Source organism: Bifidobacterium sp. LH_416 (genome assembly GCF_056357055.1).
In genome coordinates this window covers 17,774-34,585 of sequence record NZ_JBKEVJ010000005.1, presented here as the reverse complement: position 1 = coordinate 34,585, position 16,812 = coordinate 17,774, and the positions used below count along the sequence as shown (strand labels likewise).

The 16,812-nt window shown below is 55.9% G+C and carries 11 protein-coding genes; 10 read left to right on the top strand and 1 reads right to left on the bottom strand.

The window, feature by feature from the left end:
* Positions 1 to 105 precede the first annotated feature (105 nt).
* From AC1AY0_RS09715 to AC1AY0_RS09685, 7 genes are all read left to right on the top strand, one after another.
* Positions 106 to 1,353 (top strand): App1 family protein, encoded by a 1,248-nt coding sequence (locus tag AC1AY0_RS09715; RefSeq protein WP_476526384.1) that lies wholly within the window; start codon positions 106 to 108, stop codon positions 1,351 to 1,353.
* A gap of 128 nt (positions 1,354 to 1,481) precedes the next feature.
* A complete protein-coding gene (locus AC1AY0_RS09710) occupies positions 1,482 to 3,938 on the top strand; it encodes a S9 family peptidase (protein ID WP_476523873.1) in 2,457 nt (818 codons plus the stop codon).
* A 183-nt stretch (positions 3,939 to 4,121) separates the two neighbouring features.
* Positions 4,122 to 5,153, top strand: coding sequence for a 3-isopropylmalate dehydrogenase (locus tag AC1AY0_RS09705; RefSeq protein ID WP_476523871.1), 1,032 nt, complete (start codon positions 4,122 to 4,124; stop codon positions 5,151 to 5,153).
* A gap of 436 nt (positions 5,154 to 5,589) precedes the next feature.
* The gene (locus AC1AY0_RS09700; RefSeq protein WP_476523869.1) at positions 5,590 to 6,879 is read left to right on the top strand and encodes a lipoate--protein ligase family protein; all 1,290 of its coding nucleotides are present in this window, start codon (positions 5,590 to 5,592) and stop codon (positions 6,877 to 6,879) included.
* Positions 6,880 to 6,946: 67 nt separating this feature from the next.
* Entirely contained in the window at positions 6,947 to 7,666 is a 720-nt protein-coding gene (locus tag AC1AY0_RS09695; RefSeq protein ID WP_476523867.1) for a Crp/Fnr family transcriptional regulator, read from the top strand.
* A 151-nt stretch (positions 7,667 to 7,817) separates the two neighbouring features.
* Complete coding sequence (locus AC1AY0_RS09690) at positions 7,818 to 10,115, top strand: transglycosylase domain-containing protein (RefSeq protein WP_476523866.1); 2,298 nt, start codon at positions 7,818 to 7,820, stop codon at positions 10,113 to 10,115.
* Between the two features lie 188 nt (positions 10,116 to 10,303).
* A complete protein-coding gene (locus AC1AY0_RS09685) occupies positions 10,304 to 11,632 on the top strand; it encodes an NADH:flavin oxidoreductase/NADH oxidase (RefSeq protein WP_476523865.1) in 1,329 nt (442 codons plus the stop codon).
* Between the two features lie 235 nt (positions 11,633 to 11,867).
* Here the strand turns inward: AC1AY0_RS09685 and AC1AY0_RS09680 are convergent, their stop codons facing one another.
* Complete coding sequence (locus AC1AY0_RS09680; protein WP_476523863.1) at positions 11,868 to 13,019, bottom strand: quinone-dependent dihydroorotate dehydrogenase; 1,152 nt, start codon at positions 13,017 to 13,019, stop codon at positions 11,868 to 11,870.
* Between the two features lie 368 nt (positions 13,020 to 13,387).
* Between AC1AY0_RS09680 and AC1AY0_RS09675 the strand changes: the two genes are divergently transcribed.
* From AC1AY0_RS09675 to galK, 3 genes are all read left to right on the top strand, one after another.
* On the top strand, positions 13,388 to 14,191 hold the full coding sequence (locus AC1AY0_RS09675; RefSeq protein ID WP_033891309.1) for a DeoR/GlpR family DNA-binding transcription regulator: 804 nt from the start codon (positions 13,388 to 13,390) through the stop codon (positions 14,189 to 14,191).
* Between the two features lie 2 nt (positions 14,192 to 14,193).
* Complete coding sequence (gene galT, locus AC1AY0_RS09670; protein ID WP_476523861.1) at positions 14,194 to 15,444, top strand: galactose-1-phosphate uridylyltransferase; 1,251 nt, start codon at positions 14,194 to 14,196, stop codon at positions 15,442 to 15,444.
* Between the two features lie 88 nt (positions 15,445 to 15,532).
* On the top strand, positions 15,533 to 16,783 hold the full coding sequence (gene galK / locus AC1AY0_RS09665; protein ID WP_476523860.1) for a galactokinase: 1,251 nt from the start codon (positions 15,533 to 15,535) through the stop codon (positions 16,781 to 16,783).
* Positions 16,784 to 16,812 lie beyond the last annotated feature (29 nt).

The following is a 16,812-nucleotide window of genomic DNA, read 5'->3' as shown; positions in this document are numbered from 1 at the left end:
CATGCATGCCCTATAGTGGGGTGCATGAGAAGCCCACGCGAGGATTTTGAAGCCGCAGGCAAGCGCCTGGAAGCGTTGCATCTACTGCATCGCTCAGGCGCGTCTATGCCTGAAACGGCTGCAGCGGAAGCCAACGTCTCTAATACAACCAGTAGCGATGACATGCCTACCGTGCCGATTCCCGCGCGCACGGCTGTCACCACATTTGATGAGGCGTCCAAGCGCGAACGAATCGAAATCAAGCCGCCGCTGATTCGTTTCATGCGCCGCGCAATCACCAACACATTCGGCGTATGGTCACATATTTCCGCTGCCATGGCCCATCAATTGGGGTGGTATCCGCGCGTAGAACCATACGTTGGCTATGGCACCGGCGATTATTCGCGCCTTATCTGCCGCACTGTGTATGCGCCTGAACATGGGCAGTCAGGTGAACTGATTCGCGGTATTCGCGGCATGTTTACCATTCCGGCGCCGCGCACACACGTGCAGGCAAGCATTGACGACACCCCGCTCAACACCGTGCAGGTAGGCGCATCCGAAGTCTACGACAAAGTGGATCGCACCCGGGATTTAAGCGGCGAATACGCTATTTCAGATTCAGCCGGCTACCTTGATCTGGTAGCGGAACACCGGCTAACGCCGGGCATTCACCGCGTTTCCTACAGTGTGAAGGATCGCAAGCCGGTGAGCGCGAACCTGTATACGATTCCATCCAGCGCCAAAGTAGGCATCATCTCGGATGTGGATGACACCATCATGATCACCCAGGCGCCGGTGATATGGAAAGCCGCATACAATCTGCTGTTCTTGAATCCTAAGAAAAAGGCGTCCGTGCCGGGCATGAGCGTGCTGTTCACCCGCATTTCGGATCTGTTCCCGGACGCTCCATTCTTCTACCTTTCCACCTCACCGTGGAATGTGGAAAGCTCGATTCGGCATTTCATCACTGACCATGGCTTCCCTGAGGGGCCGCTACTGCTGCGCGATCTTGACCCGAGACCGAAGACCTTTGTGCCTTCCGGGCCGCAGCACAAGCTGGAATTCGCTGAACAGCTGATGGCTGATTTTCCGGATATGAAGTTCATTCTGGTAGGCGATGATGGGCAGAAAGACCCCACTACGTACGCCACCATCGTTAAGCGGTACCCGGGCCGCGTGCTCGCCATCGCCATCAGGCAGCTGAGCCCTAAAGAAACTCCGGGTTTGGCTGGCGTGGCGGGATTGACGTCCACGCAGCCCATGCCGGTTACGGAAGTGCCTGTATTTACTGGCACTACGGGGGCGAATATCCTCAAAACCATGCTGCCGTACTTGCGGGAGCATGCGGAGCAGATGCGTGTGAGTCGGTAGGTTGGCTTGCCGGGCTGGCTCGTAAGAGTGATTCGTTAAGCTGGCTCTCTAAGCTGGCTCGTTAAACTGACCCGTTAAGCTGCGGGGAGTGTCAGTTCGTCCCTTACTGGCGCGTACAATCGCGTGATATGACTGACATGACCGAACAAAATGCAGCAATGAAGCCGCCAGTGGCCAAGCGTGAGCCCGAGCGCCGTGAATTCCATGGCGACGTGTTTGAAGACGATTACGAGTGGATGCGGAACAAGGAATCCGCAGAAGTTCAGGATTATGTGGCCGCGCAAAACAAGTATTGCGAAGCCCGTATGGCGCATCTGGCCGGTTTGCGTCACACGCTATTTGAAGAATTGAAAGCGCATGTGGAAGAAACGGATATGTCCGTGCCCACGCGCATCAACGACTACTGGTATTTCACTCGTACCCAGCAGGGCAAACAATATGGTGTGCAATGCCGTATGCCCGTGCGCGGCGTGGACGATTGGGATCCGCCAGAGGTGGACCCGCAGGGCGCTCCTGGTTCCATGCCTGGCGAGCAAGTGGTGTTCGATGCCAACGTGGAAGCGGAAGGCCATGATTTCTTCCGTCTGGGAGGCATGGACCTAAGCCATGACGGGCGCTGGATGCTCTACGGCGTGGACGTAAGCGGCGACGAACGTTACGATTTCCGTATCCGCGACCTGAACGCCACCCTTGAGCAGGGCCAGCCCGTGGAACTTCCTGAAGTGTTCAAGGGCATCGGCGGTGCGTGCTTCACTCCAGATGGCCAGTGGGTGTTCTGGACCGAAGTCGATGATTCTTGGCGTCCATGTGCTATCTGGCGCCATCATGTAGGTACGCCGGTCGAATCGGATGTTTGCGTGTATCGAGAAGCCGACGAACGCTTCTGGGTGGGGGCTGGCATCAGTTTCGATGAACGCAGCATTGTGATCGGCACTGGTTCCAAAACCACTACCGAAGTGCTGATGCTGCCGGTAGCTACTCCGGAAGGTGAATTCCAGGCGTTCATTCCACGCAAGGAAAACGTGGAATACGATGTGAGCTTCGCTTGCTTTGAAGGCGCGGGCGAACATGGTGAGGACGTGCCGTTGGCTGTGGTGTACCATAACGCCACCAATCCGAATTTCGAAATCGACGTAATCGATATGCGTGCGCACAAGCCGCCATATCGTCTTGGCGAAGGCGTCTGCGTAGCGGCAGGTTCGCCATACGGCTGCGAATACGGCGAATCGGATAGGCCAATCACCGAAGCGTACTTCAATCCGGTCAACCCAGCGATTTTGCAGGGTGCACATGGTCTAGGCATTGAAGGTATCGCGCTGCATCGGTACTTTGTTACGTTGAGCTACCGTGCTGATGGCCAATCACATGTGGCATATACCACGAAGCAGGCAGCTGCCGATGATTTCTTAGCCGGACGCCCATGGCGATTCATTGAACTGCTGCCACCGCCGCTAGAAAACGACTGGGATATGGTCGCCGCCGATCGCACTGACATCACTGGCGATCATGGCGAGCAGCTGTGGACTGAAGATGCAGTCATTCCTCAGGATCACACATCATCATTCGATGGAGCCAGCGACGATCATTTACCCGGCGAAACCCGGCGTTTGTACACCATCGGCACCGGAGGCAATCCCTCATACGATGCGCCACGTATGCGCTACTCCTTCGCCAGCTACACTCGTCCCGGCGAACTGCATGAAATCGATCCCACTACTGGTACGGACACGTTGCTCAAGCGCGCCACAGTATTGGGCAACTTCGATCCGCGCGATTATATGGAACGCCGCGTGTGGATCACCGCGCGCGATGGCGAGCGAATTCCAGTCTCCTTGGTGTGGCGTCGTGACTTCCCAGCCCAGGATTCGCCGATGTTCATCACCGGATATGGAGCCTATGAGATTTCTTCCGACCCAGGCTTCTCGGTAGCTCGATTGAGCATGCTCGATCGCGGCGTGCTGTACGCAGTGCCGCATATTCGCGGCGGTGGCGAATTGGGTCGCGCGTGGTATGAGCAGGGGCGCAGACTCAATAAGAAGCATTCATTTGAGGACTTCGTGGATGCCACGCGCGCCTTGCAGGCCACTCATCTGGCTGATCCGCGGCGCACAGTGGCTAACGGTGGTTCCGCAGGCGGTCTGTTGATGGGGGCGGTGGCCAATATGGCTCCCGAATGCTATGCGGGTATCGAAGCGGATGTGCCATTTGTGGACGCGCTCACCTCGATTCTGAACCCAGACTTGCCGCTCACGGTGACGGAATGGGATGAATGGGGCGATCCGCTGCATGATTCGAGTGTGTACGAGTATATGAAGTCGTACACGCCGTATGAGAATGCGCCGGAAACTCCGAAGGATGCCAAGGACTTCCCGCTTATCTTTATCACTACGTCGATGAACGATACGCGTGTGCTTTATGTCGAGCCGTTGAAGTGGCTGGCGCGGCTTCAGTCGGCCGGTGTGGATGCCGTGGCGAAAATCGAAGTCGAGGCCGGGCATGGCGGTTTGTCTGGCCGATACAAGCAGTGGGAGGAAGTCTCCTACGAGAATGCTTGGTGCCTTGCCGTGATGCATATTATGCGGTAGTTCCGGGTGTGGTCTGGGCTGTGGGTTGGGTTGTGGTCTGGGCTGTGGGTTGGGTTGTGGTCTGGGTTGCGGACTGAGTGGCTCGGTGACCTGGGCTGCAGTTCTGACACCGATTCCAAATGTGTGTCCACGTGCTGAGCGGGAGATAACCGGCACGTGGGCACACGAGTAGGCTCCCGTTGCATGGCAAAGACATACAAGATTGCCGTCATCCCCGGAGACGGTATTGGCAAAGAAGTCACTCCTTGGGCACAGAAGGCTCTGGAAAAGGCCGCTGAAGGTGTGGCTGATTTTGAATATGAACAGTTTGACCTCGGTGCTGAGCGCTATCTGCGCGACGGTGCGATTCTGCCTGAAGAGGAAGAGGAGCGCATCAAGGCCAACGACGCTATTCTGCTCGGAGCTGTTGGCGATCCGCGTATCAAGGCCGGCATTCTGGAGCGCGGCCTGCTGCTGAAGCTGCGTTTCGACCTCGACCAGTACGTGAACCTGCGCCCCTCCAAGCTGTATAAGGGCGTCACTTCGCCGCTGGCTAACCCGGGCGATATCGATTTCGTGGTGGTTCGTGAAGGTACTGAAGGCCTGTACTGCGGTGCCGGTGGCGCTGTTCGCCGCGGCACTCCGAACGAAGTGGCCACCGAGGTGTCCATCAACACTGCGTATGGTGTGGAGCGCGTGGTGCGTTACGCATTCAAGCTCGCTATGAAGCGCAAGAAGCACGTGACGCTGGTGCACAAGAAGAATGTGCTCGTCAATGCTGGCGACATGTGGCAGCGCATTGTGGACAAGGTTGCCGAGGAATACCCTGAGGTTTCCCACGACTACCTGCACATTGACGCCACTACCATCTTCCTGGTGTCCGACCCGTCTCGCTTCGACGTGATTCTGACCGACAACCTCTTCGGCGACATCATCACCGACGAGGCCGGTGCTGTGGTTGGCGGCGTGGGTTATTCCGCATCCGGTTGCATCAACGCTTCCGACGAATACCCGTCCATGTTCGAGCCGATTCACGGTTCCGCACCGGACATCGCCGGCCAGAACAAGGCCAATCCGACCGCTGCCATCCTCTCTGCCGCCATGCTGCTGGAGCATCTCGGCTTCGACGATGCTGCCCAGAAGATTCACAAGGCCGTTGAGGCGGATATCGAGGAACTCGGCTCCACCGTGCGCACCACCGACCAGGTCGGCGAGGATATTCTCGCTCGCATGTGATTCAGTCGCGTCTCGACAGTCACGCGTCGATTCGTTGCACCCCAACATCGCGCGTCGACTGTCGTACTCTGACTGTTGCACGCTGATCGTCGTAGTACTCTGATTGTTGCACGTTGACTGTTACACGTTGACTGTTACACGTTGACCGTCGTAGTACTCTGACCGTTGCGTGTTGACCGCCGTACTCTGACCGTCTCTTCTTGACCGTTGCACGTTGACCGTCTCCTCTTGACTGTCGGGTTTCCAACAAAGACTGTAGGAATTCCAACATCGACTGACGGTTTTCTGACACTGACTGTAGGATTTCCAACGTTTTTCGTCGGATTTCCTACAGTCAGTGTTGGATTTCCTACAGTCTCTGTTGGAAACCCGACAGTCAAGGTTGGAAACCCGACAGTCAAGGTTTGCGAATTGACGCGTTTGCTATGGTGGGGGAGTGAGCGCAACGAAAATAAGCCGCGGCGAGGCAAAAACGCCGGGCGGCAAATTGGTGGCCGTAACAGTTCATATAGGGGAGAGCGGCAATCCAACACAATGCCGAATCGATGGTGATTTTTTCCTCGAAACTGCTGAATCCGCGGAGTCTGCTGAATCTACTGAGATTACTGAGACCACCGAATCAGCCGAAATTACTAAGTCCACTAGTACAACTGCAGCCTCATCATCCTTATTATCAGCACTTGAGCAGGCTCTGCTTACTGGGATTTCTGTGCAGAGCGTACTGGATGCACATCCGGAATCACAATTAATTGGCACTAATGCAGCCGCCATCGAAACTGCATATTATCGAGCGCTGCACAGTGACATATCCCTGAATAATCACAAGACAACTAACAGTACTGTGCAGGAGCATCCGGCACTGTATGAATCACGATGGCATAGTCTTCTTCCTAATCTCACTGTTATCCATGATGTGCCGCGGCTTCCAGCTGAGCAGATGGTGACTGACGAAACTTGGGCGCGCGAAGTAGCCCGAGGCACACGTCCGCCGACTCTGCGTATTTGGGAATGGGCGGCGCCGGCAGTGGCGATTGGTCGATTCCAGTCGGCACCGGATGAAGTGAATCTTGACTTGGCCGAGCATATGGGATTTGAGGTAGTGCGCCGGTGTACTGGTGGCGGCGCAATGTTTATCGAACCGGGGAACACAATTACTTACTCACTGTATGCGCCATTGGAATTTGTGGATGGCGTGAGTATAGAAGAGTCGTACCGGCTGTGTGATTGGTGGCTGGTCAGCGCTTTGCATGAACTGGGACTGGATGTGCGCTTTGCTGGTTTGAATGATATTGCTTCGCAACATGGCAAAATCGGGGGAGCGGCGCAGCGTCGTTTCCCTGTGGGGCGCGCAGCACATACTGAGGTGGCTCGGCACGAGGCGACCAGTGCTCGGGCGGCACATACTGAGATGACTCACAATGAGACAGTTCACACTGAGGCAGCGCATACTGAAGCACGGCAACATGCAAACACAAACACTGCAAACAGCAGCGCTGGAGCGGTATTGCACCATGTGACTATGGCGTATGACATTGATGCGGCCAAGATGAGTCAAGTGCTCAATACCAGTAGGGAAAAGCTCTCTGACAAGGCAGTAAAGTCCGCACAAAAACGCGTGGATCCATTGAAAAGTCAGACCGGATTGAGTCGCGAACAGATCATCGACCATCTGTTGGGCTGGTTTGCGGCTGGTTTGCGAGACCAGTTGATTGCGAACAAATCCTGACGGAAAGTGTGAGGCGCGTTACAATATAGCGAGTGGCCGAGGACTGCTATGAGCATAAGGATGGTGCATGAGCGTGGAAACTCCGAACGTGTTTTCTGATGAAGAGAACATTTTGTTGCAAACTGCACTGTTTAAACAGGTGTCTCCATCTGAGGCAGAGGAACTTATTCCGCATCTCAAGCGAGCCGTATTCGATAAAGGCGAATATATTTTCTCCGAAGGCGACACCGACCACCGCATGTATTTATTGGAGCGCGGCCGAGTCAAGCTGATTCGCACCTCCGCGGACGACCGCGTACAGCTGCTGTCTATTCATGCGCCGGGCGAGGTGCTCGGCGAAATCCCGGTATTTGACCCGCATGGCGGCCCGCGTACCGCTTCAGCTGTGGCCATGAGCCATGGCACGCGCGTGGTCTGGCTGGAACATGATGCACTGTTCTCCTGGCTGGATGAGCATCCGCGCGTGGCTATCGATATGTTGCAGGTTATGGCCAATCGCCAGCGCGCGAACAATGAGCGCATCTCCGACTTGGTCTTTATGGATGTGCCCGCGCGCTTGGCGAAAACACTGCTTAACCTGGGCTCCCGCTTTGGTGAACCGGTTGAGCAGGGCTTGAAAGTTCCGCATGATCTGACTCAGGAAGAGCTTGCGCAGCTGGTGGGATCTAGCCGCGAGACAGTGAATAAGGCGTTGATGGACTTCTCGAATCGAGGATGGATTGCCCGCGATGGTCGCTCGATTATCATCTTCCAGCCTGGCATGCTGATTCGCCGATCGCGCAGGTGATGCGCAGATAACGCGCATAATACGCATAATGTGCATGTAAAGAGCATGCATATTATGCTAGCTTTCAGGAAACATTACGCTAGTGCGATTCTTGTGATGATTAGCTGTTGTAACGGACTCGGCACTGGATTGGTACGCCGGGCCATTTAGAATGGGGCCCATGCCCAAAAAGAAGTCCTTGACAGTTCGTCGTGTGCTTGTTCTCTTGCTCGCCTACATTATGCTTGCCGTATCCGGCGGCGTGGTGGCCAGCGTCCTGTTCGTGCCGGGAGTAATCGGCGCCAACAAGGCCGCTAAGGCGGTTATTCCTTCCCTGAAGGTAGAGAACGTGGACTTCGACGTAACTAATTTGCCGCAGAAGTCCACCATGTACGCGAACGATGGCACTACCGTAATCGCCACGTTCTATAACCAGAACCGTATCGTGGTGCCGCTGAAGAAGATTTCCAAAGCCATGCAGCAGGCAGTGGTGGCACGTGAGGATCGTCGTTTCTGGAGCCACGCTGGCGTTGATGTGCAGGGTGTGATGCGTGCATTCGTGCAGACCTATTTGGTGGGTGGCTCCCAGCAGGGTGGTTCGTCCCTGACGCAGCAGTATGTGAAGAACGTGCTGCTGATGCAGGCCATCGAAGATGACGATTCCATCGCTCAGTACCATGCCACGGAAGACACGATTGCTCGTAAGATTCGTGAGATGCTGATTGCCGTGCAGATGGAGAAGAAGTACTCCAAGGCTGAAATTCTGCAGGGCTACCTCAACATCGCTCAGTTCGGTACCAACCTGTACGGCGTCGAAACCGCAGCACAGCGCTACTTCAGCGTGTCTGCTTCCGAGCTGACGCCGATTCAGGCAGCTACCATCGCCGCCATTACCAAGAACCCGAACAAATATGATCCTCTGATTGAAGAGAACCAGAAGACGAGCGAGGAACAGCGCAACATTGTGCTCGATCTGATGGCTCAAGAGGGATACATTACTCAGGCTGAAGCCACGAAAGACAAGGCCACTCCGCTGAAGGACACCCTGAAGGTGCAGGCCGTGAACGTGGGATGCCAGGATACCGGCGACTACGCCTTCTTCTGCGATTACGTGGTGCATCGTATCCAGAATTCCGAAGAGTTCGGTAAGACTCAGGCCGACCGTTACAAGCTGCTGCAGGAAGGCGGCTTGAAGATCGTCACCACGCTTGATCTGGATGCCAACTCGCTGCTTATGGAGACCGCGCGTAACACGATTCCGCCGGATGATTCCAGCGGTATGGAAATCGCTATGGCCGCAGTGAAACCAGGCACTGGTGAAGTGTTGGGCTTCGGCTTGAACCGTTACTATGACGCCACGCCTGAAGCCGCCAACGATGCCACTAAGACCAGTCAGAACTATGTGGTTGATTTGGCTGACGGTGGCGGTTCCGGTTGGACCATTGGTTCTTCTTGGAAGCCAATCAACCTCGTGGCTTGGATGGAAGCCGGTCATTCTATTAACGACAACCTCCAGACTGCTACGTCTTACCCGACCACTGACTTTGCTTGTGATCGATACTCTGGTGGTACTGATTCTTGGAAGGTGCAGAACGCATTCGGCACCACGGTGAACCCGGAAAGCCCGTTCTTGGGTCTGGTTCGCTCGCACAACACCACTCAGGCCTCCATGGGTTCGATTATGAAGCTGTGCAAGGTTGCGGATACCGCTACTGAGCTCGGCTACCATGATGCGAAGACCGGTGAGACGATTGATAAGACTTCGTCCTTCACGCCGTCCATGATGATTGGTTCGGTGAACGTCTCCCCGTTGACGATGGCTTCTATCTTCGCCGTGTACGCCTCCAACGGTGTGCAGTGCAACCCGATTGCTATCTCCAAGGTGACCGATGGCGACGGCAACGATCTCAAGGTGCCGTCCGCTAACTGCCATCAGGCAGTCGATCCGGAAATCATCCAGACTCTGGCATACACACTCAACCAAGGCGTGACGAGATCTGATGGTCAGGGCCATAACTTCCAGCTCAACAACGGTCGTAAATCCTTTGGTAAGACCGGTACGAGCGAAGATTTGGCCGTGTCCAGTGGTTCGTTCATTCCGAACCAGATTGCAACATTCGCTGTGGTCGGCGATGCTCAGAACCCGTACGCTCACCGTATTGCAAACATCCGCATCAACGGTGTGTACAACAGCTACTGGGATGGTTCCACGATCGCTGCACCGGCTTTGCGTAACTTCTTGAACTCGTATGCAGACAAGAAGCAGCTGCCGATTGACAACGATTATGGCCAGCCATCATCGAAGTACACGGCTAGCGGCACCACGCTCGGCATTGGCGGACGTGCCTACAGTGCACAGAAGTCGACCACCAGTAACAATAATTCGAATAGTTCGAGCAGCTCGAGCGGAACTACGTCGTCTGAAGGCGATAGCTCTTCGAGCAGCCAGAATTCAGACAGTGGACAGTGATATTGCGGTGATATCGCACGGCAATAATCACACTGCCACAATAATGCAGCGGTGACCATGTATTGAAATCACCGACTACATAGTTAGCGGGCGTTACCTCATTGAGGTGACGCCCGTTTTACAATTGAGCAGGTACAGATACCGGAGCCGGCGGTATCAGCGACGTGAGCCGGCCAATGGAGGGGACTATGGGCAGCGATGAGCTGACACATGAGAATTTCGATTTTCGGGGGTTTGATGTGCCCGAACTGAAGGCGGTGACATTGGCCGCGTCCAGTTCGGATGCAGATGATGCAGAGTCTGGTTCAACGCTTGAGACCAGCGGAAAAGCCGGGAAAAAGGCCGGCAAGAAGGCTGAGAAAAAGTCCGAGAAGACGTCTGAGAAGACGAAGAAAGGTAAGAACGTGGCAAAGGAATCTAAGGGTAAGAAGAATCGTATTGGTTTATTCACTCCAATGGGTTTGCGCGACGTGACTGTGCGCAATCGTATTTGGTTACCACCAATGTGCACGTATTCCGCGTTCGCCCGCGATGGCAAGCCCACGCCATTCCATTACCAGCATTATGTGTCCCGCGCGTTCGGCGGATTCGGTTTGATTATCGCTGAAGCTACCGCGGTAACGCCTGAAGGCCGTATTTCCCCATGCGATGTGGGCTTGTGGGAAGACGGTCAGATTGACGCATGGCGTTGGATTGTGGACGGTATTCGCAATGCCGGCGCAGTGCCTGCGATTCAGCTCAACCATGCTGGACGTAAGGCTTCGACCGGTTGCTTTGCTGTGGGATACGAAGGCCAGAGCGTGCCCGAGGCGGCAGGCGGTTGGTCTACGGTGGCTCCTTCCGCCATCGGATTTGGCGGACTGAACAAGCCTCGCGAACTGTCTGTGGATGAGATTCATGGCATCGTGGGTGCATTTGCCGCAGCTGCCGGCCGCGCAGTATCCGCAGGATTCCAAGCTATTGAAATCCATGCTGCCCACGGCTACCTGATTTCTGAATTCCTGGATCCGCTGAGTAACGAGCGTACCGATGAGTACGGCGGTGATTTGCAGGGCCGCGCTCGCTTCCTGCTGGAAGTTGTGGATGCAGTGCGCGCCACGATTCCGGAAGGCATGCCTGTGCTGGTGCGTATTTCCGCTACCGACTGGGCTGCCGGTGGCTGGGATTTGGATCAGACCATTGTGGTGTCCAAGATGCTTAAGGAGCATGGTGTTGACCTGGTGGATGTTTCCACTGGTGGCATCATGGCTGGTGTTTCGATTCCGGTCAAGGCCAATTATCAGGTGCCGTTCGCTGAGCAGGTGCGTCTGAAGGCTGAAGTGCCCACCACTGCAGTGGGATTGATCACGAAGCCTAAGCAGGCTGAAAAGATTGTGACTCGCGGCGAGGCGGATGCTGTGGAAATCGGTCGTGCTGCTCTGCGCGATCCGTACTGGCCGTTGCGTGCGGCTAACAAGCTTGGTATTCCGGCCACTGAGGCGCCATATCAGCCGCAGTACATTCGCGGTGCGTACTGATTTGCTGTTTTAGTGTGGTGCGTTGACGGTGCATTTGCGACGCATTCCCAGGAATGCGTCGCAAAGTAGGTTGCTCCGCGCCTCATTCCGGGAATTGCGTCGTGGAACGTATTGTGAAACGTGGGCTTTGCGACGCATTTCGGGGAATGCGGCTCAAAAGGTGCTCCTGGGCGGCGCATTTCGGGGAATGCGTCGCAAATGCGCCGCAATACACCGCAAAACGCGTTGTCCGCGCTTACTCCACGTCTACGCCGACGGCATCAGACACATGCTCGAAACCGTCGCGGCGCAGTAGCTCGGCGAGTCCGCGCTTGAGCACAGTAATCTGCTGTGGGCCGCGGTACATCAGCGCACTGATAAACATGATGAGGCTTGCACCGGAGCGGATGCGTTCGTAAGCCTGCTCCGGGGTGAAGATGCCGCCAATGCCGGCGAGCGTAAATCGATCACCATACTCCTGATATACCTTGCGCAGCAGTGCATTGCTAGCAGTAGTGCAAGGACCACCAGAGAGGCCACCTTCCCAATCGCGAGGAATTTCCAGGCCAGTGCGATCCTTCTGCAGATTGGCGAGCGACAATCCCTGCACATTATGCTCGGCCAGAACGTCAAGCAATTCCTTATATTCTGCCCATGGCTTGTTGAGCGGCATCTTTACTAGCGTGGGCTGCGGGCGGTCGATTTTGTCCAAAGCAGTGAACAAGCGGTCCAAAGCTTCGGGGGAGGACGTGAACGGTTCGCCTACGTGGGTGTTCGGGCAGGAGACATTCACCTCAACCATGGCAGTGCGTCCGGCTGCGCGGCGCATGGAGATGCAGTAGTCTTCAATGCCTTCGTCCAAATCGCCGCACAGATTGTCATTGGTGCGGGCGATGGACACGGAGATTTGCATTTGCTTGGCGTTGGTCCAAGCCTTTTCCGCGCGCTCAATCACCTTATCTGAGCCGATGTTGGCGAGGCCAACGTGCACCATCATCGAATCATATTCAGGCAGACGGTGGAACCAAGGCTTTGGATTGCCCGGGCAGGGGCGTGCGGTAGTGGAGCCGACTGTTTCAAAGCCGAAGCCGGCATTGTCGAGCACAACCGGCATATCGCAGTTTTTATCGAGCCCGGCAGATAGGCCGAACGGGTTGGAGAAATCGATGCCCATCGCATTGGTTTCAAGAATGGGATCGGTGTAATTCAGCATGGTGTGCTCGGCGAACAGCAGCGGCGGAATGTTGCGGACCACGTGGCAGAATTCGATCATCTGATCGTGTGCCTCGTCCGGGCGGTGGTTGAAGACGAAGTTCGGTTTGATGATGTGCTTGTACCCGAACGTGAACAGATCGGTGGTTGCCTTGTTGACGGCGTCGTGCCAGAAGCTATCGCAAACATAAGTCATAACGCCTATTCTCTCACGTTTCAGGCACGCCGAGTGGCGCAATATTGCGTCATGAATGTGTTTCACGACGTGTTTCACGTAATTGCAGTCGGTATGGCTGCTTTTCGATGCAAAGAATTCTCACGGAAACCTTGATTGCAAGGATTGATTGCACTGATATTGGCTGAGTACAAGGGTGCCTTGAAGTTGGAGATGATTGCAGGAAGCAGTTGCGCCGAAGGGAAAATGTTCGGTTTTGCGCGATTTTGCTTTGTGTGAAGGCTGAATATCCCCAAAAATGACTATTTGAACGGAAGCGAACGCAAACATTGGCTGAAAAACGCTCAACACGGTTTTGTTTGTGAGCTTTTGTGTGCGATAATGTTCGTATGATTTCGTCACAACGTCAGCACCTCATCTTGAGCAGGTTGCGCACACGCGGTGCAGTGCGCATTACCGCGCTATCCAAGGAGCTGGGAGTTTCGGCGATGACTATCCGCCGAGATATTGCTGAGTTGGCCGATAAAGGTCTACTCAAGCGCGTTCACGGCGGTGCCGTAACTACCAGCACTTTGTTGAGCGAGCCTCTGTTCTCTGTGAAGTCCCAGATGGACATTGGTCTGAAAGATGCCATTGCCCAAGAAGCCGTGAAATACGTGGCGCCCGGAGATGTAATCGCCATCGGCGGCGGTACTACAGCCTACGTATTCGCTCAGCATCTGCTTGAATCGCAGCAGTCCAGCGGTATCACCATTCTCACCAATTCGATTCCTGTTGCAGAACTGGTGCAAGCGCTCGAGTCCAAGGATGTAGAAGTGATTGTCACCGGTGGTGTCATCACTCGTTCGAACTCCCTGGTCGGACCGATTGCAGACAAAGTCGTCGCATCCCTGCGCGTGAACACCGTGTTCCTCGGCACCCATTCAGTGTCGATTCCCCGTGGCTTCCTGATGCCGAACTCACTGGAAGCTGCAACCGATATGGCAATGATGGATATTGCCGATCGCACCATAGTTTTGACCGATCACACGAAGTGGAGCTGTACATCGCTGTCTCTGTTTGCACGCTTCGACCAGGTGGACACGGTCATCACCGACGACGGTCTCGACCCTGATTCCGCCGCCAAAACAAAAGATTTGGTCAAGGAACTCGTGCTGGCCCACCAGAGCGAGACCAATGAGGAAAGTGAGTGAAGATGGCAGAGTTTGCCAATTACGAACCGGGTGAATACGCGAAGGAGCACATCCGCATCACACCGACCAAGCTGGCCGATGGACGTGACTTCTTCTACTTGGATGACGATCCGGAGTACGTGTCCGGTGCCAAGACCCGCGAGCTGAAGGATCCGCGTCCGTTGGATTACCGTTTCGCCCCGCATCTGGATGCTGATGGCAATGAAGTGCCGTACGCTGCTCCGCAAATGCGCCGCGACCCGCTGACCGGTGACTGGATTCCAATGGCCACCGCGCGTATGAACCGCCCGATCACCGCTGGCCCCGGCGCCACCGCTAAGGGCAACCCGCTGGCCGCTCGCAAGCCTGGTGATCCGTACCAGGATGGTGAAGTTCCGGATACTGATTACAACGTTGTGGTGTTCGAGAACCGCTTCCCGTCCATGGTTCGCGTTCCTGGCGAAGATGATTCCGTGAAGTTCGTGGATGGCAACCCGCTGTGGGAGCAGAAGCCTGCTGCCGGCCGTTGCGAAGTGATTTGCTTCGATCCGAACGAAGATGGTCTGCCTGCTGATCTGCCCGTTACTCGTCTGCGCACGGTTGTTGAGGCTTGGGCTTTCCGTACTGCTGAAATCTCCAAGATGGAAGGCATCGAACAGATCTTCCCGTTCGAAAACCATGGTGCTGAGATTGGTGTCTCTCTGGCTCACCCGCACGGTCAGGTGTACTGCTATCCGTTCATCGCTCCGAAGATGGAGAAGGAACTTAAGCACACTGAGGCTTACCACGAGAAGACCGGTGGCAACCTGCTGAAGGACATCATGAACGCTGAGCTCGAAGCTGGCGAACGCATCGTGATGCGTAATCACAGCTGGGTTGCTTACGTGCCGGCCGCAGCTCGCTGGCCTCTCGAGGTTCACGTGGCTCCGGTTCGCGATGTACTGACCCTGGATCAGCTCAATGACCAGGAGCGTTGGGACCTCGCTTCCATGTACTCCCACCTGCTCAAGCGTGGCAACGCCTTCTTCGACAAGGGCGATGGCAAGGGCATGGATTTGCCGTACATTTCCGCATGGCACCAGGCTCCGATTCATGATCCGCGCCGCGAGAACTACCGCTTGAACCTGCAGTTCTTCTCCTTCCGCCGTGCAGCCAACAAGATTAAGTACCTGGCTGGTTCCGAATCCGGCATGGCCGCCTGGATTTCCGACACCACTCCGGAACTCATTGCCAAGCGCTTCCACGAGCTCGGCGACGTGGACATCTCCGACTGATTCGGCTCTATGGCTCGCCTCAGTCCGCGTTTGCGGACAGCTCCCCTCACAGAGGGGAGCCAAAACCTTTTTAATAGAAAGAACACCAATGACTGCTGTTGAATTTATTGAGCCGATCTCCCATGAGGCCGGCGTGGAACAGGCCACGGCACTGTTCTCCAAGACCTATGGCGTGGAGCCTGCCGGCGTATGGGCTGCTCCTGGCCGTGTGAACCTCATCGGCGAGCACACTGACTACAACGCTGGCCTGTGCTTGCCTATCGCACTGCCTCACCGCACGTTCATCGCCCTGTCTCCGCGCGAAGACACCAAGGTGCGCGTGGTTTCCGATGTGGCTCCGGACAAGGTTGCCGAAGCTGACCTTGAAGGTCTTCAGGCTCGTGGCGTAGATGGCTGGTCCGCCTATCCGACCGGTGTGGCCTGGGCATTGCGCGAAGCTGGTTTCAGCAAGGTTCAGGGCTTTGACGCCGCCTTCGTCTCCTGCGTGCCACTGGGCTCTGGCCTGAGCTCCTCTGCTGCCATGACCTGCTCCACTGCTCTGGCGCTGGACGACGTGTACGGCCTCGGCTACGGCGATTCCGACGCTGGCCGCGTGACCCTGATCAACGCTGCCATCAAGTCCGAGAATGAGATGGCCGGTGCATCCACTGGTGGCCTCGACCAGAACGCTTCCATGCGTTGCACTGCAGGCCATGCGCTGCTGCTTGATTGCCGCCCGGAGTTGACCCCGCTGGAGAACGTTTCCCAGCAGGAGTTCGACCTTGATAAGTACGGTCTGGAACTGCTCGTGGTAGATACCCAGGCTCCGCACCAGCTGAACGATGGCCAGTACGCTCAGCGTCGCGCCACTTGCGAGGAAGCCGCCAAGATTCTTGGTGTGGCGAACCTGCGCGTTGCAGCAGATGGCATTGCCAAGGCTGATGACCAGTTCCAGGCTCTGAAGGAAACTCTGGATGCACTGCCGGATGAGACCATGAAGAAGCGTGTACGCCACGTAGTCACTGAAATCGAGCGCGTTCGTTCCTTCGTGCGCGCCTTCGCTCAGGGTGACATCGAGGCTGCAGGCCGTTTGTTCAATGCTTCCCACGATTCGCTCGCTGCGGATTATGAAGTCACCGTGCCCGAACTGGATGTGGCTGTTGACGTGGCTCGCCACAACGGTGCATACGGTGCTCGTATGACCGGCGGCGGCTTCGGTGGCTCCATCATCGCCCTGGTAGACAAGGGCCGCAGCCACGAAGTGGCACAAGCCATCGCCGACGAATTCGAAAAGCAAGGCTTCCACGCTCCGCGTGCTCTTGCCGCAGTGGCTGCGCCGAGCGCTAGCCGCGAAGCGTGACCTCCGCCCTTCGCGACACGCGCGGACGG

Bases quoted from the DNA above. Each gene is read 5' to 3' on its own strand.
- AC1AY0_RS09715 (WP_476526384.1), top strand. From the start codon at position 106: ATGCCTGAAACGGCTGCAGCGGAAGCCAACGTCTCTAATACAACCAGT.
- AC1AY0_RS09690 (WP_476523866.1), top strand. From the start codon at position 7,818: ATGGGGCCCATGCCCAAAAAGAAGTCCTTGACAGTTCGTCGTGTGCTT.
- AC1AY0_RS09685 (WP_476523865.1), top strand. From the start codon at position 10,304: ATGGGCAGCGATGAGCTGACACATGAGAATTTCGATTTTCGGGGGTTT.
- galK (WP_476523860.1), top strand. From the start codon at position 15,533: ATGACTGCTGTTGAATTTATTGAGCCGATCTCCCATGAGGCCGGCGTG.
- AC1AY0_RS09710 (WP_476523873.1), top strand. From the start codon at position 1,482: ATGACTGACATGACCGAACAAAATGCAGCAATGAAGCCGCCAGTGGCC.
- AC1AY0_RS09680 (WP_476523863.1), bottom strand. From the start codon at position 13,019: ATGACTTATGTTTGCGATAGCTTCTGGCACGACGCCGTCAACAAGGCA.
- AC1AY0_RS09675 (WP_033891309.1), top strand. From the start codon at position 13,388: ATGATTTCGTCACAACGTCAGCACCTCATCTTGAGCAGGTTGCGCACA.
- AC1AY0_RS09705 (WP_476523871.1), top strand. From the start codon at position 4,122: ATGGCAAAGACATACAAGATTGCCGTCATCCCCGGAGACGGTATTGGC.
- AC1AY0_RS09695 (WP_476523867.1), top strand. From the start codon at position 6,947: ATGAGCGTGGAAACTCCGAACGTGTTTTCTGATGAAGAGAACATTTTG.
- galT (WP_476523861.1), top strand. From the start codon at position 14,194: ATGGCAGAGTTTGCCAATTACGAACCGGGTGAATACGCGAAGGAGCAC.